This is a genomic window from Belnapia sp. AC561 (assembly GCF_979252845.1).
Genome location: NZ_CEEDBP010000046.1, coordinates 1 through 22,966 on the forward strand (window position 1 = coordinate 1; position 22,966 = coordinate 22,966).

Annotated in this window: 22 protein-coding genes; 16 read left to right on the forward strand and 6 right to left on the reverse strand. The window is 71.3% G+C overall.

Annotation, left to right across the window (positions count from 1 at the left end; genetic code table 11):
* The 3 genes from AC0IW9_RS26310 to AC0IW9_RS26320 form a co-directional block, all read left to right on the forward strand.
* A partial coding sequence (locus AC0IW9_RS26310) for a VWA domain-containing protein (RefSeq protein WP_471651266.1) occupies positions 1 to 923 on the forward strand: 923 nt, incomplete at its 5' end.
* Entirely contained in the window at positions 920 to 1,810 is an 891-nt protein-coding gene (gene bchO, locus AC0IW9_RS26315) for an alpha/beta fold hydrolase BchO (protein ID WP_471651267.1), read from the forward strand. The genes AC0IW9_RS26310 and bchO, both read left to right, overlap by 4 nt.
* Positions 1,807 to 3,117: a DUF3422 family protein gene (locus AC0IW9_RS26320; RefSeq protein ID WP_471651268.1), complete on the forward strand. Its 1,311-nt coding sequence runs from the start codon at positions 1,807 to 1,809 to the stop codon at positions 3,115 to 3,117. The genes bchO and AC0IW9_RS26320 overlap by 4 nt, the downstream gene beginning before the upstream one ends.
* Here the strand turns inward: AC0IW9_RS26320 and AC0IW9_RS26325 are convergent.
* A complete protein-coding gene (locus tag AC0IW9_RS26325; RefSeq protein WP_471651269.1) occupies positions 3,092 to 4,603 on the reverse strand; it encodes an alpha/beta hydrolase in 1,512 nt (503 codons plus the stop codon). The genes AC0IW9_RS26320 and AC0IW9_RS26325 overlap by 26 nt on opposite strands.
* A gap of 114 nt (positions 4,604 to 4,717) precedes the next feature.
* Between AC0IW9_RS26325 and crtD the strand changes: the two genes are divergently transcribed.
* Both crtD and AC0IW9_RS26335 read left to right on the forward strand, forming a co-directional pair.
* Complete coding sequence (crtD, locus tag AC0IW9_RS26330) at positions 4,718 to 6,202, forward strand: 1-hydroxycarotenoid 3,4-desaturase CrtD (protein ID WP_471651270.1); 1,485 nt, start codon at positions 4,718 to 4,720, stop codon at positions 6,200 to 6,202.
* Positions 6,199 to 7,131: a carotenoid 1,2-hydratase gene (locus AC0IW9_RS26335; RefSeq protein ID WP_471651271.1), complete on the forward strand. Its 933-nt coding sequence runs from the start codon at positions 6,199 to 6,201 to the stop codon at positions 7,129 to 7,131. Before crtD ends, AC0IW9_RS26335 begins: the two co-directional genes overlap by 4 nt.
* On the opposite strand, the gene AC0IW9_RS26340 is transcribed toward AC0IW9_RS26335, so the two are convergent.
* Together AC0IW9_RS26340 and AC0IW9_RS26345 are read right to left on the reverse strand one after the other, a co-directional pair.
* Positions 7,106 to 8,269, reverse strand: a complete 1,164-nt coding sequence (locus tag AC0IW9_RS26340; protein WP_471651272.1) for an ATP-grasp domain-containing protein — start codon at positions 8,267 to 8,269, stop codon at positions 7,106 to 7,108. The genes AC0IW9_RS26335 and AC0IW9_RS26340 overlap by 26 nt on opposite strands.
* Complete coding sequence (locus AC0IW9_RS26345) at positions 8,248 to 9,609, reverse strand: cytochrome P450 (RefSeq protein ID WP_471651273.1); 1,362 nt, start codon at positions 9,607 to 9,609, stop codon at positions 8,248 to 8,250. Before AC0IW9_RS26345 ends, AC0IW9_RS26340 begins: the two co-directional genes overlap by 22 nt.
* Before the next feature lie 91 nt (positions 9,610 to 9,700).
* On the opposite strand from AC0IW9_RS26345, the gene AC0IW9_RS26350 reads away from it, so the two are divergent.
* Entirely contained in the window at positions 9,701 to 10,429 is a 729-nt protein-coding gene (locus tag AC0IW9_RS26350) for a hypothetical protein (protein ID WP_471651274.1), read from the forward strand.
* On the opposite strand, the gene AC0IW9_RS26355 is transcribed toward AC0IW9_RS26350, so the two are convergent.
* Together AC0IW9_RS26355 and AC0IW9_RS26360 are read right to left on the reverse strand one after the other, a co-directional pair.
* A complete protein-coding gene (locus tag AC0IW9_RS26355) occupies positions 10,426 to 11,919 on the reverse strand; it encodes a phytoene desaturase (protein ID WP_471651275.1) in 1,494 nt (497 codons plus the stop codon). The two genes, AC0IW9_RS26350 and AC0IW9_RS26355, sit on opposite strands and share 4 nt — an antisense overlap.
* A gap of 41 nt (positions 11,920 to 11,960) precedes the next feature.
* Complete coding sequence (locus AC0IW9_RS26360) at positions 11,961 to 12,401, reverse strand: YqaA family protein (RefSeq protein WP_471651276.1); 441 nt, start codon at positions 12,399 to 12,401, stop codon at positions 11,961 to 11,963.
* A 97-nt stretch (positions 12,402 to 12,498) separates the two neighbouring features.
* On the opposite strand from AC0IW9_RS26360, the gene AC0IW9_RS26365 reads away from it, so the two are divergent.
* The gene (locus tag AC0IW9_RS26365) at positions 12,499 to 13,512 is read left to right on the forward strand and encodes a phytoene/squalene synthase family protein (protein ID WP_471651277.1); all 1,014 of its coding nucleotides are present in this window, start codon (positions 12,499 to 12,501) and stop codon (positions 13,510 to 13,512) included.
* A 2-nt stretch (positions 13,513 to 13,514) separates the two neighbouring features.
* Here AC0IW9_RS26365 and AC0IW9_RS26370 read toward each other — a convergent pair whose 3' ends face one another.
* Positions 13,515 to 14,300: a DUF2189 domain-containing protein gene (locus tag AC0IW9_RS26370; protein WP_471651278.1), complete on the reverse strand. Its 786-nt coding sequence runs from the start codon at positions 14,298 to 14,300 to the stop codon at positions 13,515 to 13,517.
* 200 nt (positions 14,301 to 14,500) lie between these two features.
* Here AC0IW9_RS26370 and AC0IW9_RS26375 point away from each other — a divergent pair, with 200 nt between their 5' ends.
* The 9 genes from AC0IW9_RS26375 (at position 14,501) to pufL (ending at position 22,966) form a co-directional block, all read left to right on the forward strand.
* The gene (locus AC0IW9_RS26375) at positions 14,501 to 15,370 is read left to right on the forward strand and encodes a polyprenyl synthetase family protein (protein WP_471651279.1); all 870 of its coding nucleotides are present in this window, start codon (positions 14,501 to 14,503) and stop codon (positions 15,368 to 15,370) included.
* A 15-nt stretch (positions 15,371 to 15,385) separates the two neighbouring features.
* Positions 15,386 to 16,507, forward strand: a complete 1,122-nt coding sequence (locus tag AC0IW9_RS26380; RefSeq protein ID WP_471651280.1) for a methyltransferase — start codon at positions 15,386 to 15,388, stop codon at positions 16,505 to 16,507.
* A gap of 90 nt (positions 16,508 to 16,597) precedes the next feature.
* Positions 16,598 to 17,533, forward strand: a complete 936-nt coding sequence (bchC, locus tag AC0IW9_RS26385; RefSeq protein WP_471651281.1) for a chlorophyll synthesis pathway protein BchC — start codon at positions 16,598 to 16,600, stop codon at positions 17,531 to 17,533.
* A complete protein-coding gene (locus AC0IW9_RS26390; RefSeq protein ID WP_471651282.1) occupies positions 17,530 to 18,540 on the forward strand; it encodes a chlorophyllide a reductase iron protein subunit X in 1,011 nt (336 codons plus the stop codon). Before bchC ends, AC0IW9_RS26390 begins: the two co-directional genes overlap by 4 nt.
* A gap of 3 nt (positions 18,541 to 18,543) precedes the next feature.
* Positions 18,544 to 20,016 carry a chlorophyllide a reductase subunit Y gene (gene bchY / locus AC0IW9_RS26395; protein ID WP_471651283.1) on the forward strand — a complete coding sequence of 491 codons (1,473 nt, stop codon included), beginning with the start codon at positions 18,544 to 18,546 and terminating at the stop codon, positions 20,014 to 20,016.
* A gap of 4 nt (positions 20,017 to 20,020) precedes the next feature.
* On the forward strand, positions 20,021 to 21,457 hold the full coding sequence (gene bchZ / locus AC0IW9_RS26400; RefSeq protein WP_471651284.1) for a chlorophyllide a reductase subunit Z: 1,437 nt from the start codon (positions 20,021 to 20,023) through the stop codon (positions 21,455 to 21,457).
* A gap of 136 nt (positions 21,458 to 21,593) precedes the next feature.
* Positions 21,594 to 21,779, forward strand: a complete 186-nt coding sequence (locus AC0IW9_RS26405) for a hypothetical protein (protein ID WP_471651285.1) — start codon at positions 21,594 to 21,596, stop codon at positions 21,777 to 21,779.
* A gap of 44 nt (positions 21,780 to 21,823) precedes the next feature.
* Entirely contained in the window at positions 21,824 to 22,024 is a 201-nt protein-coding gene (pufA, locus tag AC0IW9_RS26410; protein ID WP_471651286.1) for a light-harvesting antenna LH1, alpha subunit, read from the forward strand.
* A gap of 123 nt (positions 22,025 to 22,147) precedes the next feature.
* Entirely contained in the window at positions 22,148 to 22,966 is an 819-nt protein-coding gene (gene pufL / locus AC0IW9_RS26415; RefSeq protein WP_471651287.1) for a photosynthetic reaction center subunit L, read from the forward strand.

Sequence of the window (22,966 nt, forward strand, 5' to 3'; positions counted from 1 at the left end):
CGCCCGAGGACACGCCGCCGCCGGAGGACGAGACCCCGCCACCGCCCGAGCCCGATGCCGAGGCGCTGCAGGACATCCTGCTGGCCGCCGCCGCCGCCACCCTGCCGCCCGGCCTGCTGAACCAACTCCGCCTTGCCAACACCCCCGGCCGTACCAGCCCGCCCGGCAAGGCCGGCCAGCAGAAATCCTCGCCCCGCCGCGGCCGCCCGATCGGCAGCCGCCAGGGCGAACTGCGCGCCGGCGCCCGCCTCGCCCTGGTGGACACGCTCCGCGCCGCCGCCCCCTGGCAACGCCTGCGCGGCGCGGCCCCCGGCCGCGTCACGGTCCGGCCGGAAGATATCCGCATCCTCCGCTTCCGGCAGAAGTCGGAAACCGCGACCATCTTCGTGGTCGATGCCTCCGGCTCCGCCGCCCTCAACCGCCTCGCCGAGGCCAAGGGCGCGGTCGAGCTGCTGCTGGCCGATTGCTACGTCCGCCGCGACAAGGTCGCCCTGATTTCCTTCCGCGGCACGGCGGCGGAGCTGCTGCTGCCGCCCACCACCTCCCTCGTCCGGGCCAAGCGCGGCCTGGCCGGGTTGCCCGGCGGCGGCGGCACCCCCATGGCCGCGGCGCTGGACGAGGCGCTGCTGCTGGCCGAGGCGCTCCGCCGCCGCGGCCAGACCCCGCTGGTGGTGCTGCTGACCGACGGCCGCGCCAATGTCGCCCGCGACGGCAAGGGCGGCCGCCCCCGCGCCGAGGCCGAGGCGCTGGAGGCCGCCCGCGCCTTCCGCGCCGCCCGCCACACCGGGCTGCTGGTCGATACCTCCCCCCGGCCGCAGGAGGCCGGGCGCCGCCTCGCCGCCGAGATGGGCGCCCGCTACCTGCCGCTGCCGCTGGCCGATGCCGCGACCCTGTCCCAGGCCGTGCGGGGCGCCAGCCGATGAGCGACCGCCCCAACTGGGAGCAGGACGGCCGGGACTGGCCGAACCGCGCCGCCAGCCGCTTCGTCCAGGCCGCCGGACTGCGCTGGCATGTCCAGCAGATGGGTGAGGGGCCGGTCCTCCTGCTGCTCCATGGCACCGGCGCCGCCACCCATTCCTGGCGCGGGCTGCTGCCGCTGCTCGCCCGCCACTTCACCGTCATCGCCCCGGACCTGCCCGGCCATGGCTTTACCCAGGCCCCCGCGCATGGCCGCCTCTCGCTGCCCTTCATGGCGAAGGCGCTGACGGAGCTGCTCGCCGTGCTCGGCCAGCGCCCGGCCCTGGTCGCCGGGCATTCCGCCGGCGCCGCCATCCTCGCCCGCATGGCGCTCGACGGCGCCATCGCCCCGGCCGCGATCATCGGCCTGAACGCCGCGCTGCTGCCCTTCGAGGGCTTTGCCGGCCAGGTCTTCTCCCCCATCGCCCGGATGCTGGCCGGCGTGCCCGTCGTGCCCTGGTTCTTCGCCCGCCGCGCCGGGGACCGCGCGGTGGTCGAACGCCTGCTGCGCGACACCGGCTCGGCGACCGATGCCCAGGGGGTGGAGCTCTATGGCCGGCTGGTCCGCCGCCCCGGCCATGTCGCCGCGGCGCTGGGCATGATGGCCAATTGGGACCTGCACCCGCTGCTGCGCGACCTCCGCCGCCTCGCCCCGCCGCTGGTGCTGCTGGTGGGCGGCGCCGACCGCACCGTGCCGCCGGCCGATGCCCGCCGCCTCCGCACCATCCTGCCCGGCCTGCGCATCATCCCGCTGCCCGGCCTCGGCCACCTGGCGCATGAGGAAGCCCCTGCCCAGGTTGCGGCCCTGATCGAAGGCATCGCCGCCGAGGCCGGGATCCTCGCCTTCGCATGATCCTCCCCGCCTCCCACCCGCAGCGGCTCGAGCTCAATGACGAGGTGCATGCCCGCCCGCCCGAGGCGCTGGCCCCCAGCCTCCGCGTCTCCTACCTCGCCCTACTGAACGACCCGGCCCGGCGCGAGGCCTCCTGGGAGGCGGTCTGCGACCTCGCCCGCCGCTCCGCCGCCGCCCCGCCGCTGCCCGGCGCCAGCCATTTCAGCGCCGACCTCGGCCCCTTCCGGCTGAAGTGGGAACGCCATACCGAATTCAGCCGCTTCATGGTCATCGCCCCCGGCGCCGCGGCGGACCCCTTCGCCGAGCCCGCCATCGCCGCCGTCCCACCCGATTGGGTGCAGGCGCTGCCCGGCCAGGTCATCACCGCCGCCCATGTCGCGCTGATCCCCGGCGAGGCGACGCTCGCCGATCTCGACAGCCTCTCGGAGCGGCTCTTCTCCGGCAACTGGCTGGTCGGCGGCGCCGTCGCCGGCGGCGCCGCCCGGGTCTTCACCGATTTCCGCATCCACCCCGGCGGCTTCAGCCGCATCCTGGTGCAGGACCGCAGCACCACGCCGCGTCAGGCCGGCCGCATCATCCAGCGCCTGCTGGAGATCGACACCTACCGGATGCTGGCCCTGCTCGCCCTGCCGCTGGCGCGCGAGATCGGCCCCCACCTGACCGCCGCCGAGCGCCAGCTGGCCGAGATCACCGCCGCCCTGGTCACCGCCCGCGCCGCGGATGAGCCAGGGCTGCTCGAAAGCCTCACCCAGCTCGCCGCCCAGATCGAGAGCCGCGAGGCGCAGACCCTGTACCGCTTCAGCGCGGCGGACGCCTATTACGAGCTGGTCCAGCGCCGCATCGCCGAGCTGCGCGAGGAGCGGATGGAGGGCATGCAGACCCTGCAGGAATTCACCGAGCGCCGCCTCGCCCCGGCGATGAATACCTGCCGCGCCGTCGCCGCCCGGCAGGATGCGCTCTCCCGCCGCGTCGCCCGCGCGACGCAGCTGCTCTCGACCCGCGTGGATCTCACGCGGGAGCTGCAGAACCAGGTGGTGCTGGCCAACATGGACCGCCGCGCCCAGCTCCAGCTTCGCCTGCAGGAGACGGTGGAGGGGCTGTCGATCGCCGCGGTCACCTACTACGTCGTCGGCCTGGTCGCCTATGTGGCGAAGGGGCTGAAGGCCGGCGGGGTGAAGCTGGACGTGGACCTCGTCACCGGCATCGCCATCCCGGTCACCGCCATCGTCGTCGCCCTCGGGGTGCGGCAGATCCGCCACATGGTCACCCGGCGCAGCAGCCTCATCGGACCACCATCGGAAAGGTGACGGCCATCGCCCAGGCCAGCGCCAGCGCATGCGCCACCGCGGCGACCAGCGGCGAGCCCGTGGCCCGGTTGGCCCAGGCGCCGAACAGCCCATAGACCGTCAGGAACACCAGCATCACCGGCACGATGATGATGAGGAAGAACAGCCGCGGCGGATCGAGCGCCACCGCGCCGAGCAGCGACAGCAGGAAGGCCAGCTTCGTCGCGGGATAGGCGAGGCGCGCCGCACCCGGCCCCCGCGTCGCCCATTCATCCGCGAGGAACCAGGGCAGGGTCCCCACCAGCATCGCCGGCACCAGCCACAGCCGATGCGGCCCGGCGGTGAAGTTGGTGACGAAAGCCTCGGTCGGCGCACCGAAGCCGAGCATGACGAAGCCCGCCACCGCCAGCACCGCCAGGATGAAGCGCGGCAGCCGCACCGGCCCCGGCCGCGCCGCCCCTTGCCACCACAGACCCGCCGCCGTCAGCGCCCCATAGACCGCGAAATGCAGCACGAGGTAGTCGCCGAGCAGCAGCGGCAGCAACTCCGTCGGCAGCAGCCGGAGCAGCAGCGGCGTCGCTACCGCCGGCCCCACCACCACCGGCCAGAGCCTCCGCCATCCCAACCCCGCGCCCTGCGGCTGGGACACCCGCGGCAGCAGCAGCGACAACGGCCAGGCCAGCAGCAGCAGGCCACCGAACAGCAGCCCCAACGACCGTCCCCGCACGTCGAGGAAACCGCCGCCCTCCCGCCCGAAGACCCGGTGCAGCCAGTCCCGCGCCGCCGCCAGGCTGTCCCGGCTGTAGAGCACCCCGATATGCTCGACGCCTCGCGCCAGCACCAGCCGCCGCGCCGTCCCCGCGGCGAAGTCGCCGTAGATGGTGCCCGGCACCACCTCGCCGCCGCTCGCCATGCCGACGATGCGCCGCCCCTCTTCGACCAGGAACGCCGGCTCCCAGGCGCCGACCACCACCAGCAGGTCGCGCGGCCGCCCCGCGCCCACCGTCGGCCCGAACAGCGACAGCGCCACCGTCGCCGCCACCTCCGGCCGGTCCAGCGCCCAGCGCACGACGATATCCGAGGCCATCGAATGCCCGAGCAACGCGAGGCGCCCATCCCCGAGGCCCCGCGTCGCCGCGACCATGCGCCCCAGCGCATCGAGCAGGGCGCCGGAGGCCGCCGCATCATCCCGCAGCCCGCCTTCCAGCGGCCGCGGATTGCGCCCATGCCCGGGGAAATCGAACGTCACCGCGACATAGCCCGCCCGCGCGAGCGTGGTGGCGAAGGGCTGCATCATCTGCTGCGAGCCGGCGAAGCCGTGCGCGATGACCACGACAGGCCCCGTCGAATCGGCCTGGCGAAACACCGTCGCCGGCACCTCGCCGACCGCGATCCGTTCCACCTGAAGCCCATCGGTCGCCGCCAGCAACCGCTGCAGCCCGAGGCCGATCCCCACCAGCGCGAATAGCGCCATCGCCGTCGCGGCGATTCGTCGAAAGCTTTGCATATGACGCCGATCCTGCCACATCGAGGCTGCTTTGGCAGCCACGGCAATTGACCTGCGCCACCGCGCCGCCGCATCATCGCGCGCCACACGGGATCCAAGAATGAAGCAAGCCGCATGAGCCGCCGCGTCGTCATCATCGGCGCCGGGATCGCCGGCCTTGCCGCGGCTCTCTCGCTTTCCGCGCGCGGCGAGGATGTCCTTGTCCTCGAACGCGCCGCGGCCCCCGGCGGCAAGATGCGGCAGATCGCCATCGGCGATGCCCGCATCGACGGCGGCCCCACCGTCTTCACCATGCGCTGGGTCTTCGAGGAGCTCTTCGCGCAAGCGGGCACCAGCCTCGATGCGCAGCTCACCCTGCAGCCCGTCACCACCCTCGCGCGCCATGCCTGGGATCGGGCGCAGCGGCTCGACCTCTTCGCCGATATCCAGCAGTCGGCCGATGCGATCGGCGCCTTCGCCGGCCCGGCCGAGGCGCGCGGCTACCTCGACTTCTGCGCCCGCGCCCGCAAGACCTACGCCGCGCTCGAAGGCCCCTTCATCCGCGGCGACAAGCCGAGCCCGGTCGGGCTGGTCAGCCGCGCCGGCATCGGCGGCGTCGGCCGGCTGCTCGCCACCGCGCCCTTCAGCACGCTCTGGGCCGCGCTCGGCGAGCATTTCAAGGATCCCCGCCTGCGCCAGCTGTTCGGCCGCTATGCCACCTATGTCGGCTCCTCGCCCTTCCTGGCGCCGGCGACCCTCATGCTCATCGCCCATGTCGAGCAATCCGGCGTCTGGCTGGTGGACGGCGGCATGCACCAGGTCGCCCGCACCATCGCCGGCCTAGCCGAGGCGAAGGGCGCCCGTTTCCGCTACGATGCCGAGGTCGCCGAGATCCTCGCCGACCGCGGTCGCACCAGCGGCGTGCGCCTCGCGGATGGCGAGGTGATCCCCGCCACCCATGTCATCGCCAATGCCGATGTCGCGGCGCTCGCCACCGGCCGCTTCGGCGCGACGGCGGCCAAATCGGTCGGCGCCGTGCAACGCGCCAACCGCTCCCTCTCCGCCGTCACCTGGGCCATCCACGCCCGCACCCGCGGCTTCCCGCTGGTGCGCCACAACGTCTTCTTCTCCGATGACTACACCACTGAATTCGCCGACCTCACCACCCGCGCCAGCCTGCCGGCGACGCCCACCGTCTATGTCTGCGCACAGGACCGCGGCGATGCGGACGTGGCGCCCGATGGCCCCGAACGCCTGCTCTGCCTCATCAACGCCCCCGCCCGCGGCGACTACCGCCCGCTGACCGAGGCCGCCATCGCCACGGCCGAGTCCGCCGCCTTCGCGCTGCTGTCCCGCGCCGGGCTCGAGATCGACCGCACCCCGGAGCGCATCGTGCTGACCACACCCACCGGCTTCGAGGCGCTCTTTCCCGCCACCGGCGGCGCCCTCTACGGCCAGGCCGTCCACGGCTGGCAGGCGACCTTCGCCCGCCCCGGTTCCCGCACCAGGCTGCCCGGCTTGTATCTGGCCGGCGGCAGCACGCATCCCGGCGCCGGCGTACCGATGGCGACGCTGTCGGGCCGGTTCGCCGCCGCCGCCGTGCTGGGGGATGCGGCATGACCCGCGCCTGGGCCTTCGACCAGCCGGTCCCGCCGCGCGGCTATTGCTGGTGGTACGTCGATGCCCTCAGCGAGGACGGCCGCCACGGCATCACCATCATCGCCTTCATCGGCACCGTCTTCTCGCCCTGGTACGCGCTGGCCCGGCGCGGCGGCGGCGGCGACCCGGAGAACCACTGCTGCCTCAACGTCGCGCTCTACGGCAACCCGCGCCGCTGGGCGATGACCGACCGGCGGCGGGATGCGCTGAAGCGCGACGCCGACCACCTGGCGATCGGCCCCAGCAGCCTCGCCTGGGATGGCGAGACGCTGACCATCCGCATCGAGGAAACCACCGCGCCGATTCCCTCCCGCCTCAGCGGCACCGTCCGCCTCCGCCCCCAGGCACTGTCCGACCGGCGCTTCCACCTCGATGCCGACGGCCGCCACCACTGGCAGCCGATCGCTGCGCGGTCCCGCGTCGAGGTGGAGTTCACCCACCCCGCCCTGCGCTGGTCCGGCCCCGCCTACTTCGACACCAACAGCGGCGCGGCGCCGCTGGAGCAGGATTTCGTCAGCTGGGACTGGTGCCGCGCGCCGATGGCGGAGGCGACCGCCGTCCTCTACAACGCCCAGCGCCGCGACGGCAGCGCGCAATCCCTCGCTTTGCGCGTCGGCCGCGACGGCGTGGTGGAGGATTTCCCCCCGCCGCCCCGCGTCGACCTGCCGAAGACCCTCTGGCGCATCGCCCGCCCGACGCGGTCCGAGACCGGCACCGCCCGCGTCGTCCGCAGCCTGGAGGATACGCCCTTCTACTCCCGCAGCGAGATCCGCACCCACCTGCTGGGCCAGGAAGCGACTGCGGTGCACGAAAGCCTGTCGCTCGACCGCTTCCGCTCCCCCACCATGTACGCGATGCTGCCCTTCAAGGTGCCCCGGCCGCTCCGCTAGGCGGCGCCTCCACCCAGCCGACGTCGAGTGTCGCCACCTCCCCGAAGGGCACGCCCTTGGCGCGCGCCAGGGCGATGATCTGCCAGGCGGTATAGGGCATGCTCAGCAGCGGCATCGGGTCGCGCCAGCTCCAGCTCACGTCCCGCGTGCCGAACAGCTGCCGCAGATTGGCCTGGAAGCGCGGCCAGTCGCCGAAGGCGTTCTGCGTCTCGGTCAGGCAGGACCAGAACTGCTGCAGCTGCCGCTCCGGCCGGAACCGCACCGGGGTGCCCGGCTTGATCACCGACCGCGCCAGATCGTCCGGTTCCAGGAAATGCAGCCCGCTGGTGGTGCGCGGGTTGCACTCGATCCCCCAGGGCTGGCCGGCCTCGTCCACCACGAAGTCGAAGGAGATGAAGCCCTCGTACCCGGCGCCCGCGATGAACTGCGCCGCCCAGTCCTCGATCGCCGGCTGGTCCGTGACCCGCTCGAAGGCGACGGCGACGCTGCCCGAGAGCGTCACCGCCCGGTAGACCGCCGTCACCACCACCTCGCCGGCATGCGCCAGGGAGCAGGTGCTGTAGACCGCACCGGGAATGAAGCGCTGCACGATTGCCGCTTCATTCGCCGGCAGCGTGGCGCCCTGCCGCAGCACCCGCACCCCGCGGCCGGAGCAGGAATGGATCGGCTTCACCACCACCTCGCCCCGCGCGACCATCGCCGCCGCGGCCTTGTCGCCCAGCGCCACCGTCTCCGGCACCCGCACGCCATAGGTGCGCGCCCGTTCGATGAAGCGGTGCTTGTCGTGCAGCGCCAGCACCACCTCCGGCGGCATGGTGAAGACCCGGACGTCGCGCCCGACCAGCGGCGGCAGGAAGGCGACATGCATCGTCTCCTCCGAGACCGGCACGACCAGCCGCACATCCTCCCGCAGCACGATATCCGCCAGCTCCGCCAGGTAGCGATGCCGGTCCACCGCCGGCGCCGTCACCCGGTAGCTGCGCGCGACGCAGCGCGAGGCCCCGGCCAGATGCCGCGCGAAAGGCTCCGCCACCACCACCCGCCAGCCGGCCCGGGCGAAGCCGCGCGCCAGGTCCAGCGCCTTCGGCAGCCGCCCGAGCGTCAGCAGGACGGTCTTCACCGCAGCGACACCGTACACAGGATCTGCTCCGCCGGCCGCGTCGTCAGCCGCGCCGCTGGCCGCACCTTCTCCGCGTCCCGCACCTGGAAGTCGAAGCGGCGGAACAGCCGGGCGATCAGCAGGGTCGCCTCGATGGTGGCGAAGGCCGCGCCGGCGCAGATGCGCGGCCCCAGGCCGAAGGGGATATAGGCGCCCGGCGTCATCTCGCCCTCGCGCTCCGGCAGGAAGCGGTCGGGATCGAACTGGTCGGGGTTGCGCCAGTAGTCGACATGCCGGTGCAGGGTCCAGGGCGCGATCATCACCAGCGCCCCGCGCTTCACCGGATAATCGCCGATCATCGTCCGCTCGTTGGCGATGCGCGGCAGGAAGGTGATCGGCGGGTAAAGCCGCAGGGTCTCGCGGAAGACGTTGCGGACGAAGACCATCCGTTTGGTATGCTCGAATTCCACCGCGCCATCGCCGACGACCGCGTCGATCTCCGCCCGCATCCGCGCCACCACCTGCGGCTGCGTCGCCAGGATGAAGAAGACCCAGGTCAGCACGCTGGCGCTGGTCTCGTGCCCCGCCAGGAACAGCACGCCGAGCTGGTCGATCAGCTCCTCCCGCGTGAAGGCCCGCCCGCCCAGGTCGTCCCGCGCCGCGATCACCGCCGAGGCGATGTCGTCGAAGCTGCGGCCATCCCCCAGCAGATGGGTGTCCAGCAGCTCCCCCAGCCGGTGCCGGATCAGCCGGCAGGCCTCCAGCACCCCCGGCTGCTGCGGCACCTTGGTCCAGGCCGGATCCATGATGAGCCGGCGGATTTCCACCTGCGCCACGCTGCGCTCGAAGACGGTGAAGGCATCGAAGACGTCGTGCGCCACCTGGGTCTGCAGGGTGGTCGAGAAGACGGTGCGGCAGATGATATCGGCCGTCAGGTGGCTCATCGCCAGGTCGAGCGAGAAGGGGGTGCCGCTTTCGGCCGCCTCATCCAGCGTCGCCTCGCAGGCATCGACGCCGGCCTGCATCGCCGGGAAGGCCCGGTTCACCCGCATCATCGACAGCGCCGGGTCGATCATCGCCCGCTGCCGCTTCCAGGTCGCGCCGCTGCTGACGAAGATGCTGTCGCCGATCAGCGGCTCCAGCGCATTCACCATCAGGTCGCTCTTCGGGAAGATGCCCTGCGGGTCCAGCAGCACGTGACGCACCAGGTCCGGCTGGTTGACGATGATGGTCGAGCGCCGCGAATAGCCCAGCGGCCCGATCTTCATCCGGTAGGCCTCGGCCGGCAGCAGGCCGAGCAGGTTGCCATCCCCCTGCAGGGCGGCGCGCACCAGGGCGACAAGGGCGGAGCGCGCCTTCGGTCTCGGGGGGCAGTACACCGGAACCTCCTGGCTGTGGCCAAGAGTCAGTTTAGGTTTACACTCCATACTGTCAATGCATACTGTCAGCTAACGCCGCGGAACGCCGTCCATGGAATTGGCCCTGTTTCACACCCTGGTCGCCGGGCATATCGTCACCGGCAGCACCGGCGCCCTGGCCTTCTGGGTGCCGATCTGGGCGCGCAAGGGTGGTGCCGACCACAAGCGCTGGGGACGGGTCTTCACCGTCGCCATGCTGGCGACCGGCGGATTCGCCGTGCTCATGGCGCTGCTCACCACGCTGGACCCGATGGCGACGCATCCCCACCTCGAGGGCCTTTTCGATGCAAGCTTCATCCGCGGCATCTTCGGCTGGATGATGCTGCACATGGGGGTGCTGACCATCAACCTCGCCTGGTACGGCTGGCTCTGCATCAGGAACCGCCGCAATCATGCGGCGAACCGCACCCGGCTGAACCTGGCGCTGCAGGCCGCCGTCATCCTCGCCGCCCTGAATTGCGCGGCGCAGGGCTGGCTGATCGGCCAGCCGCTGATGATGGGCATCTCCGTCATCGGCATCGCCACCGGCGTCACCAACCTGCGCTTCCTGCTGAACCCGAAGCCGGCGCCGCAGGCCTGGCTGCGGGAGCATATCAAGGCGCTCGTTGGCGCCGGGATCTCCGTCTACACCGCCTTCCTGGCCTTCGGCTCGGTCCGCGTCATCCCGGAATTGGCGCTGCATCCGGTGACCTGGTCGATCCCGCTGGTTACCGGGATCTCCATCATCCTCTACCAGTGGCGCAAGCTGGCGAAGCCCACCCGGCGCATTGCCGCCGCCTAGCGGAAGCTCGCCGCGTCCGGCACCACCTCGTCCAGGATCTTCGCCGAGGAGACCACCCCCGGCAGCCCCGCCCCCGGATGCGTCCCCGCGCCCACCAGATACAGGCCGGCGACCTCCTCGCTGAGGTTGTGCGGCCGGAACCAGGCGCTCTGGAACAGCTGCGGCTCCAGCGAGAAGGCGGCGCCGTTCACGGACAGCAGCCGGTCCTGGAAATCCTGCGGCGTCAGCAGGCGGGAGGTGACGATGCTCTCTCCCAGCCCCGGCATGATGGTCTCCTCCAGCCGCCGCTGGATCGCCGCCCGGTAGGGCTCCGCCTTCTCCCGCCAGTCGACGCCGCCGCCCAGGTGCGGCACCGGCGCCAGCACGTAGAAGGCGTCGCACCCCGCCGGCGCCAGCGATGGGTCGGTCGCCGTCGGCCGGTGCAGGTACAGGCTGAAATCCTCCGCCAGCAGCTTGTTGGTGAAGATGTCGTCCAGCAGCTCGCGGTAGCGCGGCCCCAGCACCATGGTGTGGTGATAGACATCCTCGAAGCGCCGGTTCGTCCCGAAATACCAGACGAAGAGGCTCATCGAATAGCGCGCCCGCTTCAGCTTGCGATCGGTCCAGCGGCGGCGCTTATGCCGCGACAGCAGCCTGCCATAGGTCCAGGCGACATCGGCGTTGGAGACGACGATGGCGGCCGGGATCTCCTCCCCATCCGCCAGCCGCACGCCGGTCGCCCGGCCATCCGCCACGGTGATCTGCTCCACCTCGGCGCCGTAGCGCAGCACCCCGCCCTGGCCCTCGATCAGCCCGACCAGGCCCGTCACCACCGCCCCGGTCCCGCCCATGGCGAAATGCACGCCATGGGTCCGCTCCAGATGCGCGATCAGGCAGTAGTAGGCCGTGGTGGTCAGCGGATTGCCGCCGATCAGCAGCGGGTGGAAGCTGAAGGCGATCCGCAGCTTCTCGTTGCGGAAATACTGCCCGACCTTGTTGAAGACCGAATGCTGCCCGCCGAGCCGCAGCAGGTCCGGCGCCGCCGCCAGCATGGTCATGAATTTGTGGAAGGGCTGCGCCGCCTGGCCCTTGAAGGCGACGTCGTAGATCGCCTCGCTGTCCCGGATGAAGCGGTCGAACCCCGCCACGTCCGCCGGCTCGATCCGCCGCACCTCCGCCCGCATCGCGTCGAGGTCGGCGGTGCAACGCATCACCGTGCCGTCGTCGAAGCGGATCTGGTAGAAGGGGTCGATGCTGCGCAGGTCCACGTCGTCGGACAGCCGCCTGCCGCAGAGCGCCCATAATTCTTCCAGCAGATAGGGCGCGGTGATGATGGTCGGCCCGGCATCGAAGACGAAGCCATCCTGCCGGTAGACATAGGCCCGGCCGCCCGGCGCATCGAGCTTCTCCAGCACCGTCACCCGGAAGCCGCGCGCGCCCAGCCGCACCGCCGCCGCCAATCCGCCGAAGCCGGAGCCGATGACGATCGCATGCGGACGGGTCTCGGACATCGGCATTTCCTGCACAGCGGTTTCTTGGTTGTCAGCATGGCTCAGGTAAGGCCGAGCGTCACCCAGGCAAGCGTCGCATAGCGACCGGTCTTCGCCAGCGCCACCAGCAGCAGGAAGATGGGCAGCGGTTCCCGCAGCGCACCCGCCACCAGGGTCAGCGGATCGCCGATCAGCGGCATCCAGCTCAGCATCAGCGACCAGCGGCCCCAGCGCCGGTACCAGCCCTCGGCGCGGGCCAGCGCATCGTGCTTCAGCGGAAACCAGGGCCGGTCGCGGAAGCGGTGCAGCTGCCGCCCGAGCCACCAGTTCACCGCCGAGCCCAGCGTATTCCCGGCGCTCGCCACCGCCACCAGCAGCCAGGGCGGCAGGCGGCCGTCCAGCAGCAGCCCGACCAGCACCGCCTCCGACTGCAGGGGCAGGATCGTCGCCGCGGCCAGCGCCACAAGGAACAGGGTCGCACAGGCCAGCAGGCTCGCCATCATGCCGCCATCCTAGCGACGATTCGCCCTGGCATCTTCTGTCAATCCAGGCTTACACTCATAATGAAGGATAAATCTGACACTCGGGGAGGGGCACCGGATGCCATTGCTGCGCCAGAAACCGGTGCTGAGCCCGGCCGACCTCGAGGCCTGCCGGACCCTGCTCAAGGGCGGCTCCAAAAGCTTCCACGCCGCCTCCCGCCTGTTGCCGCGCCGCGTCTGCGAGCCGGCCGCGGCCCTCTATGCCTTCTGCCGCGTCGCCGATGATGCCATCGACCTCGACGGCTCGCTCGGCGCCCTCGCGCTGCTGCATCGGCGGCTGGATGCCGTCTACGCCGGCCAGCCAATGGATACGCCGGCCGACCGGGCGCTTGCCGCCGTCGTCGCCGCCTATGGCATCCCCCGCGCCCTGCCCGCCGCCCTGCTGGACGGCTTTGCCTGGGACCGCGAGGGCCGCCGCTACGAGACCATCGAGGCGCTGGAGGATTACGCCGCCCGCGTCGCCGGTTCGGTCGGGGCGATGATGACCCTGCTGATGGGTGCCCGCGCGCCCGAGGTCGTCGCCCGCGCCTGCGACCTCGGCGTCGCCATGCAGCTGTCCAATATCGCGCGCGACGTCGGCGAGGATGCCCGCGCCGGCCGCCTCTATCTGCCCATGGCCTGGCTGCGGGAAGCCGGGGTGGCGCCGGAGGCCTGGCTGCAAAATCCCGTCTTCGATCCGCGGATCGGCATCGTCGTCCGCCGCCTGCTGGCCCGCGCCGATGCGCTCTACCGGCGCTCCGAATCCGGCATCGCCCGGCTGCCGCTGGCCTGCCGCCCGGGCATCGGCGCCGCCCGCTACATCTATGCGGAGATCGGCGCGCAGGTGCTGCGCCAGGGCGGCGACAGCATCTCCCGCCGCGCCGTCGTCTCGGGCCGCCGCAAGCTGGCGCTGCTGGCCCGCAGCCTGGGCGCCATCGCTCTGCCGGCCCGGGCCCTCAGCGCGCCGCCGCTGGAGGCGACGCGCTACCTGGTGGAAGCCATCCCGCGCCGCCCTCAGGTCGAGGATCGCGGCATCGGGCGCCTCATGGACCTCTTCATGCTGGCGCAGGACCGCCAGCAGCTCAGCCGCTGAGGTTAGCCGACCATCCGGCGGTACAAATGCCAGGTCGCATGGCCCAGCACCGGCATCACCACCGCCAAGCCGATGAAGGCGGGCAGGGAGCCCAGCACCAGCAGCCCGACGACGATCAGCCCCCAGACCGCCATCGGCAGCGGATTGGCCAGGCAGGCGCGGACCGAGGTCTGCAGCGCCGCGGCGATGCCGACATTGCGGTCCAGCAGCAGCGGCACGGAAACCACCGTCAGCATCAGCACCACCACCGCGAAGCCGAAGCCGACGAGGTTGCCCAGCAGGATCAGCCGATGCCCTTCCGGGGTCTGGAACACCGCCTGCGCCAGCCCGCTGAAGCTGCCCGGCACCGCCCCCACCGTTGCCGCGAAGATCATCCGCGCCGCCGCCAGCCAGGCGACGAAGATCACCGTCAGCAGCAGGCCCACCCCGGCGATGGACAGGAAGGCCGGGTCGCGCAGCACGTCGAAGGCATTCAGCCAGCTCGCCGGCTGGCCGCGTTCCCGCCGCCGGCTGATCTCGTACAGCCCGACAGCCGCGACCGGCCCCACCAGGGACAGCCCCGCCACCAGCGGGAAGATCAGTTGGATGGTGTCATCCCCCGCCAGCATCCGCGCCGCCACCAACCCGACGATCGGGTACAACACGCAGAGGAAGATGAGCTGCGTCGGCGTGGCGAGGAAATCGTCCCAGCCCCGGGCGAGGGCCTGCCGCAGGTCCGGCAGTCCGATGCGGTGGATGACAGGGTCGGCGACCTCGACAGCGGCGCCATTGGTCCAGGCGATAGCCATGGGCGTTCTCCCTTGAGGGATCCCGACCCCGACCGGGGGTCGAGAACTCGCCCGCTGATATGGCACTGCCATACCGACAAATGGCGTTCACCATCCCGCGATGACAAAACTGATTGACGGTACTGTCCATTAAGAATGACACTCTTTACCGACAATGAAAGCTGACACGGGCCCCGTGCGCAGCTCCGGTGGGAGGTTCCATGGACGCCGTGACGCGGATCGAGCGTGCCCTCAACGCCTCCATGGACCTGGCCGCCTCGCCCGGCAGTCCGCCCCGCCTGGCGGAGGCCATGCGCTACGCCGTCTTCCCGCGCGGCGCCCGCATCCGCCCGCGGCTCTGCCTCGCCGTCGCCGGCGCCTGCGGCGATGACCAGCCCGGCCTGACCGATGCCGCCGCCGCCTCGATCGAGCTGCTGCACTGCGCCTCGCTCATCCACGACGACCTGCCCTGCTTCGACGATGCGGCGACCCGCCGCGGCAAGCCCAGCGTCCACCGCGCCTTCAGCGAGCCGCTGGCGGTCCTCGCCGGCGATGCGATGATCATCCTCGCCTTCCAGATCATGGCCCGCGCCTCGGCCGGGGCGCCGCAGCGGCTCGGCGGCCTGATGCTCACCATCGGCGATTCGGTCGGCATGCCGCAGGGCATCGTCGCCGGCCAGGGCTGGGAAAGCGAGCCGCGCTGCGACCTGGCGCAATACCAGCAGCAGAAGACCGGCTCCCTCTTCGCCGCGGCCACCGCCGCCGGCGCCGCCGCCGCGGGCGCCAATCCCTCCGAATGGCGCCGGCTCGGCGACCGCCTCGGCGAGGCCTACCAGGTCGCCGACGACATCCGCGACGCCGTCTCGGACGAGGCGGAACTCGGCAAGCCGATCGGCCAGGATGCCGCGCATCACCGGCCCAATGCCGTCGCGCTGTTTGGTCTCGACGGCGCCATCGACCGCCTGCGGGCGCTGGCCGCCGATGCGGTCGGCGCCATCCCGTCCTGCCCCGGCGCCGCCGAGCTCCGCGCCGTCATCCTGCTCGAGACCCAGCGCCTGCTGCCGCGCAGCCTCGCCGCCCGGGCCGCCTGAGTGTCGGCGAGCCTGATGGAGGCACCAAGCCTGCTGGACCGGCTGCGCGACCACTACGACCGCATCCTGGCCAGCCCGCGCTTTCGCCAGCTCGCCACCCGATTCCCGCTGACCCGGCCGGTGGTGCGCCGCCGGGTGCGCGCGCTCTTCGACCTCTGCGCCGGCTTCGTCTATTCCCAGGTGCTGCTCGCCTGCGTCCGGCTGCGGCTGTTCGAGATCCTGACCGAGGGCCCGCAGGATACCGCGACGCTCTCCGGCCGCCTCGCCCTCTCGCCCGATGCGACCCTGCGCCTGCTGAACGCCGCCGCCTCGCTGAAGCTGGTGGCGAAGCGCCGCGGCGGCCGCTGGGGCCTCGGTGCGCTCGGCGCCGCCATGGTGGACAACCCGGCGGTGACGGCGATGGTCGAGCACCACGCCATGGTCTACGGCGACCTCGCCGACCCTGTCGCGCTGCTACGCCGCGATCGCGGGGGCAACAGCCTCTCCGGCTACTGGCCCTATGCCGAGACCGACCGCCCCTCGGCGCTCCGCCCGGATCAGGTCGCCGCCTATACCACCCTGATGGCGGCCTCCCAGCCGATCATCGCCGCCGAGATCCTCGGCGCCTATCCGCTGCGCGGCCACCGGCGCCTGCTCGATGTCGGCGGCGGCGACGGCAGCTTCCTCCGCGCCGCCGCCGCCACCGCGCCCGACCTGCAGCTCATGCTCTTCGACCTGCCCGCCGTTGCCGAGCGCGCCCGCGCCCGTTTCGCCGAAGCCGGCCTCGCCCATCGCGCCCAGTGCTTCGGCGGCGACTTCGGCGCGGATGCGCTGCCCGAGGGCGCCGACCTGATCAGCCTGGTCCGCGTGGTGCACGACCACGACGACGACCGCGTGCTGCTGCTGCTGCGCGCCGCCCGCCGCGCGCTGGCCCCCGGCGGCACCCTGCTGCTGGCCGAGCCCATGTCCGGCACGCCCGGCGCCGAGCCCATCGCCGAGGCCTATTTCGGCTTCTACCTGCTCGCCATGGGCACCGGCCGCGCCCGCACGCCGGCGGAGCTGGAAGCCCTGCTGCGGGCCGCCGGATTTACCGCCCCGAGGCTGCTGCCGACCAGCACGCCGCTGCTCGCCCGCGTCATGGTTGCCAAGCCCGCCTGACACCGCTGCCGCTGAACTGTCGTTTCTGATTGACAGTCAAGGGCGTCAGGCTAAGGTGACAGTAAGCCGGAAAAGGGGAGGGCGGATTTCGTGGAAACCATCGCAGTCCTGCTCCAGGAACCCGAGCACCTCCTGCTCAGCCGCCTCGCGCTGACGCCGCCCGGCGACGCCGATGTCGTCGTCGACGTGGAGTGGAGCGGCATCAGCACCGGCACCGAGCGCCTGCTCTGGTCCGGCCGCATGCCGATGTTTCCCGGCATGGGCTACCCGCTGGTGCCCGGCTATGAATCCGTCGGCCGCATCGCCTTCGCCGGGCCTGAGTCGGGCCGGGAGATCGGCCAGCGCGTCTTCGTCCCCGGGGCCCGCTGCTTCGGCCCGGTGCGCGGGTTGTTCGGCGGCGCCGCCCGCCGCCTCGTCACCGCCGGCGCCAAGGTTGTCCCCGTCGCGGAGTCCCTGCGTGAGCAGGGCGTGTTGCTGGCGCTGGCCGCCACCGCCCATCACGCCGCCGCCGGCGCGGCGCAGCCCGACCTCATCATCGGCCACGGCGTGCTCGGCCGCCTGCTGGCCCGCCTGGCGCTGGTCGCCGGCGCCCCGCCGCCGACGGTGTGGGAGACCAATGCCGGCCGCCGCGACGGCGCCCTCGGCTATCCCGTCGTCGATCCCGCCGAGGATCCGCGCCGCGACTACCGCGCCATCTACGACGTCAGCGGCGACAGCGGCCTGCTCGATACGCTGATCGGCCGCCTGGCACCCGGCGGCGAGATCGTCCTCGCCGGTTTCTACTCGGCGCCGCTGTCCTTCGCCTTCCCGCCCGCCTTCCTGCGCGAGGCCCGCATCCGCGTCGCCGCCGAATGGCGCGAGCCCGACATCGCCGCGGTCAATGCGCTGATCGGCGACGGTCGTCTCTCGCTCGACGACCTCATCACCCACCGGGAAGCGGCGCCCGACGCGCCGGCCGCCTACCGCACCGCCTTCACCGACGCTGCCTGCCTGAAAATGGTCCTGGATTGGAGCGAGTGCTCATGAACGCTGCTGTCGGCAAACCCACTTCCGCCGCTGCCATGCAATCCGCGCTGCGCGACGAGGCCGCGCAGGAACCGGACGCCGTGCATACCGGGCCGGTCAAGAAGGAGACGCAGATCATCGCCATCTACGGGAAGGGCGGCATCGGCAAGTCCTTCACGCTGGCGAACCTGTCCTACATGATGGCGCAGCAGGGCAAGCGCGTGCTGCTCATCGGCTGCGACCCGAAATCCGACACCACCAGCCTGCTGTTCGGCGGCCGCGCCTGCCCGACCATCATCGAGACCAGCAGCAAGAAGAAGCTGGCCGGCGAGGCGGTGCAGATCGGCGACGTCTGCTTCAAGCGCGACGGCGTCTACGCCATGGAGCTCGGCGGCCCCGAGGTCGGCCGCGGCTGCGGCGGGCGGGGAATCATCCACGGCTTCGAGCTGCTGGAGAAGCTGGGCTTCCACCAATGGGACTTCGACTACGTCCTGCTCGACTTCCTCGGCGACGTGGTCTGCGGCGGCTTCGGCCTGCCGATCGCCCGCGACATGTGCCAGAAGGTCATCGTCGTCGGCAGCAACGACCTGCAGTCGCTCTACGTCGCCAACAACGTTTGCTCCGCGGTGGACTACTTCCGGCGCCTGGGCGGCAATGTCGGCGTCGCCGGCCTGGTCATCAACAAGGACGACGGCACCGGCGAGGCCCAGGCCTTCGCCGCCGCGGTCGGCATCCCCGTCCTTTCGGCCATCCCCGCCGACGACGACATCCGCCGCAAGTCCGCCAACTACGAGATCGTCGGCACCCCCGGCAGCCCCTGGGCCAGCGTCTTCGAGACCCTCGCCGAGCAGGTCGCGACGGCCCCACCGGTCCGCCCGACCCCGCTGACGCATGACGCGCTGCTCGGCCTGTTCAAGGGCGATGCGGTCGGCCGCGGCGTGGTGCTGAACCCCGCCACCATGGAAGACATGTGCGGCAGCGCCATCGTCGAGAAGCCCTCCCTCGAAGTCGTCTACGAGGGAAGCTGAGCCATGGAGTCCTGCCACGGCGGCCGTGAGACCATGCTGGATGCCGCCCGCACCGCGGGCAAGTCGGAGCAGGTGGCCCGCATGCTGGCGGACTACCCGCGCGGCCCGCACGACCAGCCGCAATCCATGTGCCCGGCCTTCGGCTCGCTGCGGGTCGGGCTGCGCATGCGCCGCACCGCGACCATCCTCTCGGGCAGCGCCTGCTGCGTCTATGGCCTGACCTTCACCAGCCACTTCTACGGCGCCAAGCGCACCGTCGGCTACGTGCCCTTCAATTCGGAATCCCTCGTCACCGGCAAGCTCTTCGAGGACATCCGCGAGGCGGTGCACGAGACCGCCAAGCCCGAGGACTACGACACCGTCATCGTCATTAACCTCTGCGTCCCGACCGCCTCCGGCGTGCCGCTGGATTTGCTGCCGAAGCAGATCGACGGCGTCCGCATCATCGGCATCGACGTCCCCGGCTTCGGCGTGCCGACCCATGCCGAAGCCAAGGACGTCCTCGCCGGCGCCATGCTCCGCTACGCCCGGAACGAGGCCGAGGCCGGCCCCGTCGCCCGCCCGCGCAACCTGGTCGACGGCGAGCCCACCGTCGCCCTGATCGGCGAGCTGTTTCCCGCCGACCCGATGGGCGTCGCCGCGCTGCTCTCGCCCATGGGCCTCGCCGTCGCGCCGCAGACCCCGGCGCGCGAATGGCGCGACCTTTATGCCGCACTGGACTGCGAGGTCGCCGCCGCGGTGCATCCCTTCTATACCGCCAGCATCCGCGAATTCCGCGCCGCCGGCCGCCCCGTCGTCGGCTCCGGCCCCGTCGGCGTGGAAGGGACCGAGGCCTGGCTGAACGCCATCGGCCGCGCCGCCGGCCTGCCGCAATCCCGCATCGACCTCGCCCTCGGCAAGGCGCTGCCGGCCATCCGCGCCGCGCTGGACGCCGCCCCGATCAAGGCCCGCGTCACCGTCTCCGGCTACGAGGGCTCCGAGCTGCTGGTCGCCCGCCTTCTGGTCGAGGCCGGCGCCGAAGTCCCCTATGTCGGCACCGCCTGCCCGCGCACCGAATGGTCCGAGGCCGACCGCGCCTGGCTCGCCTCCCGCGGCACCCATGTCCAGTACCGCGCCAGCCTGGAGCAGGACATGGCGGCGATGCTGGAGGTGAAGCCGGACCTGGCACTGGGCACCACGCCGCTGGTGCAGAAGGCCAAGGAGCAGGGCATCCCCGCCCTTTACTTCACCAACATGGTCTCCGCCCGGCCGCTCTTCGGCCCGGCCGGCGCCGGCTCCATGGCCGCCATCGTCGCCGCGCAGACCAAGGGGCGGGAACGCTTCGGCCGCATGGTCAGCTTCTTCGAGGGCGTCGGCACCCCCGATGGCGCCGGCTACGGCTTCCGCGAGAAGCCGGTCGACCCGCCCGGCTTCCGCGACCGCCAGCGCAAGCTGCGCGCCGCCAAGGCCAAGGCCGAAGAAGCGGTGGGGACGTAAGGCGATGCTCGTCCTCGACCATGATCGCGCCGGCGGCTACTGGGGCGCCGTCTATGCCTTCACCGCGGTGCGCGGCCTGCGCGTCGTCATCGACGGCCCGGTCGGCTGCGAGAACCTGCCCGTCACCGCCGTGCTGCACTACACCGACGCGCTGCCGCCGCACGAGCTGCCGGTCGTCGTCACCGGCCTCGACGAGGACAGCCTGTCGAAGAACGGCACCGAGGATTCCATGCGCCGCGCCTCGGCGACGCAGGACCCGGACCTGCCCGCGGTGGTGGTCACCGGCAGCATCGCCGAGATGATCGGCGGCGGCGTGACGCCCGAGGGCAGCAACCTCCGCCGCTTCATCCCCCGCACCATCGACGAGGACCAGTGGCAGGCGGCCGACCGCGCCATCAACTGGCTCTGGACCGAATTCGGCGCGAAGAAGGTGCGGGCGCGCAAGCCCGGCCTGCCGCCCCGCGTCAACATCATCGGCCCCATCTACGGCACCTTCAACATGCCGTCCGACCTCGCCGAGATCCGCCGTCTGGTCGAGGGCATCGGCTGCGCCATCAACCTGGTCTTCCCGCTCGGCTCGCATATCGAGGACGTGGCCAAGCTGCCGGATGCCGATGTCAACATCTGCATGTACCGCGAGTTCGGCCGCAAGCTCTGCGAGACGCTCGACCGCCCCTACCTGATGGCGCCGATCGGCCTGTTCGCCACCACCAATTTCCTTCGCAAGCTCGGCGAGCTGACCGGCCTCGACCCCGAGCCCTTCATCGAGCGCGAGAAGCACACCACGATCAAGCCGATCTGGGACCTCTGGCGCTCGGTGACCCAGGATTTCTTTGCGACGGCCAGCTTCGCCATCGTGGCGACCGAGACCTATGTCCGCGGCTTCCGCCGCTTCCTCGAGGAGGAGATGGGCGTGCCCTGCGCCTTCTCCTTCGCCCGCCAACCGGGGATGAAGACCGACAACGCCGCCGTCCGCGCCGCCATTCGCTCCACGCCGCATCTGGTGCTGTTCGGCTCCTACAACGAGCGCATGTATGCCGCCGAGGCGAAGTCGCGCGGCACCTTCATCCCGGCCAGCTTCCCCGGCGCGATCATCCGCCGCGCCACCGGCACGCCCTTCATGGGCTATGCCGGCGCGACCTACATCGTGCAGGAATACTGCAACGCGCTGTTCGACGCGCTGTTTCACATCCTCCCCCTCGGCACCGACCTCGACAAGGTCGAGGCGACGCCGGCGCGTCCCGCCGAGCGCTGGGACACGGAGGCGCAATCCCTGCTCGAGCAGCACCTCGAGACGGAGCCCTTCCTCATCCGCATCTCCGCCGCCAAGCGCCTGCGCGACCGCGCCGAGCGCGATGCGCGGGAGGCCGGTGAGCCCAGCGTCACCGCGGCCCGCGTCGCGCGGCTGCTGCACGAACTCGCGGAGGGCCGCGTCGCATGACCGCCCCCGCCATCGCCTCTGGCCCACCCGGCATCCCGGGCTGCCAGACAACCGTGGCATCACCCGCCACGGCCATCCCTGCTGCGCGGGTGAAGCGCGGTAACGGCCGTGAGGCCAGTTAAAGGAGATCCGAACCATGGCGGATACTTACAGGTCCCCTTCCGGATTGACGGAAGCGGAAGCGAAGGAAGTCCACACCCTGCTCATCAAGGGCTGGGCCTTCGCCGTCTTCGCCTCGATGGGCGCGCATATCCTGGTGTGGCTCTGGCGCCCGCTGGTCTACGGGAACTCGGTCGTGCCGCCCGATTGGCGCTTCTTCTGAGCAACCAGGCAGCGCCCTGACGCTGCCCAGGAAAGGAACAGACCATGGAAAACATGCATAAGATGTGGATGCTGTTCGATCCGCGGCGGGCCCTGGTGCTCGCCGCGATCGGCGTCGTCCTGGTCGCCCTGGTGATCCACTTCGCGGTGCTCAGCTCGCCGCGCTACTGCGATCATCTCGGCTGGTGCTCCACGGCGCAGAACTTCACGCCGGGGCAGCCCGCGGTGCGTCCGCCCGCACGCTAGTTCGGGACATCGCTCCAGAACAGTGGACGGGGCCGGCGCCACGCCGGTGTCGTCCACTGTCGCGGGGCACTGCGCGGCGGGTATGGCACTGTCACGCGCGGATGGGAGGGTCAAGCGATGGCCATGCTGAGCTTTGAACAAAAGTACCGTGTCCGCGGCGGTACACTCGTCGGCGGCGATCTCTTCGATTTCTGGATCGGCCCCTTCTGGGTCGGCTTCTTCGGCATCACCACGGCGTTCTTCACCTTCCTCGGCACGGCGCTGATCCTCTACGGCGCGGCGATCGGCGGAACCTGGAATCCGTGGCTGATCAACATCGCCCCGCCGGACCTGAAATACGGCCTCGGCTTCGCGCCGATGCGCGAGGGCGGTCTCTGGCAGGTCATCACCATCTGCGCGCTGGGCGCCTTCGTCTCCTGGACGCTGCGCCAGGCCGAAATCTCCCGCAAGCTCGGCATGGGCTATCACATCCCTGTCGCCTACAGCGTCGCGGTCTTCGCCTATTTCACGCTGGTGGTCATCCGCCCGGTGCTGATGGGCGCCTGGGGACACGGCTTCCCCTATGGCATCTTCAGCCATCTGGATTGGGTGTCGAACGTCGGCTACCAGCACCTGCACTTCCACTACAATCCCGCGCACATGATCGCGGTGACCTTCTTCTTCACCACCGTGCTCGCGCTGTCGCTGCACGGCGCCCTCGTCCTCTCCGCGCTGAACCCGGCCCGCGGCGAGCCGGTGAAGACCTCGGAGCACGAGAACACCTTCTTCCGCGACTTCATCGGCTATTCCATCGGCACGCTCGGCATCCACCGGCTCGGCCTGTTCGTGGCGCTGTCGGCCGCCTTCTGGAGCGCGATCTGCATCGTCATCAGCGGCCCCTTCTGGACCCATGGCTGGCCGGAATGGTGGAGCTGGTGGTCCAACCTGCCAGTCGGCCGTTAG

Coding starts and splice junctions, on each gene's coding strand:
- bchZ (WP_471651284.1), top strand. CDS start 20,021: ATGCTCGTCCTCGACCATGATCGCGCCGGCGGCTACTGGGGCGCCGTC.
- AC0IW9_RS26325 (WP_471651269.1), bottom strand. CDS start 4,603: ATGCAAAGCTTTCGACGAATCGCCGCGACGGCGATGGCGCTATTCGCG.
- AC0IW9_RS26370 (WP_471651278.1), bottom strand. CDS start 14,300: ATGGCTATCGCCTGGACCAATGGCGCCGCTGTCGAGGTCGCCGACCCT.
- AC0IW9_RS26365 (WP_471651277.1), top strand. CDS start 12,499: ATGCCATTGCTGCGCCAGAAACCGGTGCTGAGCCCGGCCGACCTCGAG.
- AC0IW9_RS26405 (WP_471651285.1), top strand. CDS start 21,594: ATGGCGGATACTTACAGGTCCCCTTCCGGATTGACGGAAGCGGAAGCG.
- crtD (WP_471651270.1), top strand. CDS start 4,718: ATGAGCCGCCGCGTCGTCATCATCGGCGCCGGGATCGCCGGCCTTGCC.
- AC0IW9_RS26335 (WP_471651271.1), top strand. CDS start 6,199: ATGACCCGCGCCTGGGCCTTCGACCAGCCGGTCCCGCCGCGCGGCTAT.
- AC0IW9_RS26355 (WP_471651275.1), bottom strand. CDS start 11,919: ATGTCCGAGACCCGTCCGCATGCGATCGTCATCGGCTCCGGCTTCGGC.
- AC0IW9_RS26380 (WP_471651280.1), top strand. CDS start 15,386: ATGGAGGCACCAAGCCTGCTGGACCGGCTGCGCGACCACTACGACCGC.
- AC0IW9_RS26390 (WP_471651282.1), top strand. CDS start 17,530: ATGAACGCTGCTGTCGGCAAACCCACTTCCGCCGCTGCCATGCAATCC.
- AC0IW9_RS26350 (WP_471651274.1), top strand. CDS start 9,701: ATGGAATTGGCCCTGTTTCACACCCTGGTCGCCGGGCATATCGTCACC.
- AC0IW9_RS26375 (WP_471651279.1), top strand. CDS start 14,501: ATGGACGCCGTGACGCGGATCGAGCGTGCCCTCAACGCCTCCATGGAC.
- bchO (WP_471651267.1), top strand. CDS start 920: ATGAGCGACCGCCCCAACTGGGAGCAGGACGGCCGGGACTGGCCGAAC.
- AC0IW9_RS26320 (WP_471651268.1), top strand. CDS start 1,807: ATGATCCTCCCCGCCTCCCACCCGCAGCGGCTCGAGCTCAATGACGAG.
- pufA (WP_471651286.1), top strand. CDS start 21,824: ATGGAAAACATGCATAAGATGTGGATGCTGTTCGATCCGCGGCGGGCC.
- bchY (WP_471651283.1), top strand. CDS start 18,544: ATGGAGTCCTGCCACGGCGGCCGTGAGACCATGCTGGATGCCGCCCGC.
- pufL (WP_471651287.1), top strand. CDS start 22,148: ATGCTGAGCTTTGAACAAAAGTACCGTGTCCGCGGCGGTACACTCGTC.
- AC0IW9_RS26360 (WP_471651276.1), bottom strand. CDS start 12,401: ATGATGGCGAGCCTGCTGGCCTGTGCGACCCTGTTCCTTGTGGCGCTG.